General features: G+C 63.1%; 4 protein-coding genes. 2 read left to right on the top strand and 2 right to left on the bottom strand.

Going from position 1 to position 2,696, the window contains the following annotated elements; genetic code table 11:
* Nucleotides 1-425, top strand: a 425-nt coding sequence (locus ACYVDE_RS19650) for a hypothetical protein (protein ID WP_460503236.1), incomplete at its 5' end; no start/stop codon positions are given.
* 7 nt (nucleotides 426-432) lie between these two features.
* On the top strand, nucleotides 433-990 hold the full coding sequence (locus ACYVDE_RS19645) for a GDYXXLXY domain-containing protein (protein WP_460503235.1): 558 nt from the start codon (nucleotides 433-435) through the stop codon (nucleotides 988-990).
* A gap of 63 nt (nucleotides 991-1,053) precedes the next feature.
* On the opposite strand, the gene ACYVDE_RS19640 is transcribed toward ACYVDE_RS19645, so the two are convergent.
* Both ACYVDE_RS19640 and ACYVDE_RS19635 read right to left on the bottom strand, forming a co-directional pair.
* Nucleotides 1,054-1,893, bottom strand: a complete 840-nt coding sequence (locus ACYVDE_RS19640; protein ID WP_460503234.1) for an energy transducer TonB — start codon at nucleotides 1,891-1,893, stop codon at nucleotides 1,054-1,056.
* A gap of 4 nt (nucleotides 1,894-1,897) precedes the next feature.
* Entirely contained in the window at nucleotides 1,898-2,425 is a 528-nt protein-coding gene (locus ACYVDE_RS19635; protein WP_460503233.1) for an ExbD/TolR family protein, read from the bottom strand.
* Nucleotides 2,426-2,696: the final 271 nt, after the last annotated feature.

Genomic DNA, 2,696 nt, shown 5'->3' with positions numbered 1-2,696 from the left:
GCAAGCGGGCACGGGGCCGCCTGGGCAGCCTGCCCGACTGGCTGCTGCTGCTGCCGGGCTTCTACCTCTCGGGCGGGTTGAGTTTGGCCGTGGCTACGCTGGTGGTGCTCTACGCCCACGCTGGCTCGGTGCTGGCTCGCGCCAACCGCGAGCACGACTCCGACCAGCTCACCATCGGCGCGGTGCTGTTCGTGGCCGCTACCGCTGTGGCCTACTTCAAGCTCACCTGGGGCTTCATGGATAAGTCGCTGTTCTTCCTGATTGGCGGCGTGCTGCTGCTGGCCCTGAGCTGGTACCTGCGCCGCCGCAACGCCCAGGTGCTGGCTGCCGCCGTTCCGGCCGTTGCCCAGCAAGCCGGCGCGCCCGCCATTGCCGCAACTCCACCTGGCGACTCCGAAGCTCCGGAAGTAATTCAACATTCATAATTGTCGAATGACCGACCTGCTTTCCTGGTTCTCCAATCCGGCCCGGCGGCGGCCGCTGCTGCGGGCGCTGGTAGCCGCGCAGGTCTTGTACATTCTGGGCGTGGCCGGGGCGGGCTACGCCACCACGGTCCTGGGCAAGAAGGTGCAGCTGGCTACCACGCCCATCGACCCGCGCGACCTGCTCTACGGCGACTTTGTGCGCCTGCGCTACGCCATCAGCGAAAGCCCGCTGAGCCGCTGGCACGGTCCCGAAGCGCCCAAGCGCCGCCAGTCGGTGTTTGTGCTGCTGGCCACCGGCTCCGACAGCCTCAGCACCGCCGTGGGCGTGTACCCGCAGGCACCCACGCCCAGCCTGGGCCAAGCCGTGTTGCGCGGCTGGGTCACGGATGTGTACCCCACGTCGTTCAATCTGCGCTTCAACCTCGAGCGCTACTACGTGCCCGAAGGCAGCGGCCTGCGCCTCGAAAAAGCCGGCCGCCTGCACCCGCTGCGGGTGCGCGTGAGCATCGCGCCCTGGGGCCAGGCCCGTATTACCGAGGTCGAAGCCGAATCAGCGAAAAAATGAAAACGCCCTGCCGGATATTTCCAACAGGGCGCTTCGCTAAGGCTACCTAAGCAGCAACCGCAACTATTGAATTTTATACGTCACCGGCACGGTGAATGCCACGCTCACTTCGCGGCCATTCTGCTTGCCGGGAATGAAGCGGGGCAGCGTGTTGATGGCACGAATGGTTTCCTCATCGAGTCCTGAGCCCAAGCCCTTCACGATTTTTACGTCCGTTACTTCGCCTTTGGGATTCACCACGAAGCTCACAAAAACCTTGCCTTCTACCCCGTTGCGCAGGGCGATAGCCGGGTAGCGCACCGCTTTCTGAATGGCCGCCACGATGGCCAGCTGGCCGCCGCCGCCGGGCAGTTCGGGCATTTGCTCCACCGAGTAGTAGGGCTTGCTGGTAACGTCGGCTACTACGTTGTCGGTTTTACCCACGGGCAGGTCGTTGGGAATAGTAACCACGGCATTTGGGTCGCCGGCTTTCGTTTCCAGGCCCGACTGCGTCGTTTCCAGTTCTCGCTGGTCTGGCACTTTGTCGTCCGGTTTCACGGTTTCGTCCTTGGCCACCACCGGTACCACGTTTTTGATGGTCGGCAACTGCGGCGGGGACGTGGGCGGTTGCACGCGGGCGGGTGGCGGGGGCGTCACAATTGGTGGCACCACGCCACCTTCGTCTATTATCATCGGCTTTGCGACAATCGGCCGCGGCTTCACCACCGGCGCAGCCTTCGCCAGTAGCTGCGACACCAGCGGAAACACCAGAATCAGGGCCAGCATGGCGGTGGCGATAACCAGCGCGCGCGTCATGTGGCGCTGGTAGAGGGCCCGAAGCTCGTAGGCTCCGTAGTGGCGGTTGCGACCATCGAACACGATGTCGTCGAGGCTGGCCGTGGCCAGCTGGGCATTGGTCATCATGGGATTAGTTGTTTTGGAGGAGGTTCAAATCGTCCTGCGTGATTTTCACGAGGGCGTATTTCGGTTGCTTGGTGATGTTCATCTCGTCCAGAATATCCACCATGTCCTGGTACTTCGATTCGGCCGTGGGCTTGATGAGCACAACCAGCCCTGGCGTGCGGCGCTGCCGCTCCCGAATGGCCTGCCGGATGCCAGCGGCCCCGAATGTGGTAGTGTGCAGCTCGGGCTTGGCGGCCGTAGCGTTGGCGGCCGGGTTCAGGCCAGCGTAGTAATACACCCGGTGGCCGGCTCCCAGCACCACCGTCATCGCCTTGGAAGCGGCTACTTCGGTGGGGCCTTCAATCTTGGGCTTCACCGGCATGTTCAGCTCCATGGTGTAGGGCCGGGCGAAGGTGGTGGTGAGCATGAAGAAGGTGAGGAGCAGAAACGCCAGGTCCACCATTGGCGTCATGTCGATGCGCGTCGACATCTTCTTCGCTCGTCGTTTGCCGGGCTTGCTGCCGCCGGCGGCTTGCTGCTGAATTTCGGCCATGGGTTCAGTCCTGTAAAAGGTGAGAATTACCCGGCCAACGCTTCGCGTGATGCGCTTATTGTGAGCTTATTATGAAAATATATTTCGGTTTGGCAGCGCATACTAAATCGCCGGCATCCACGTTCTTTTCAGATGCCTTCAGAAGTGCCACACGCCGCCCGGCGTGATGCAGGCCGTGAGCGGCACGTCGGTGGCCAGCACGTCGGCCAGGTGCCCGGCTGGCGGCTCGTCCAGCACATTCAGCCCGATGAAGGCCGTGCCCGGCCGGCAG

This window comes from Hymenobacter agri, from assembly GCF_054778495.1.
This window is presented reverse-complemented; position numbering and strand designations above follow the sequence as displayed.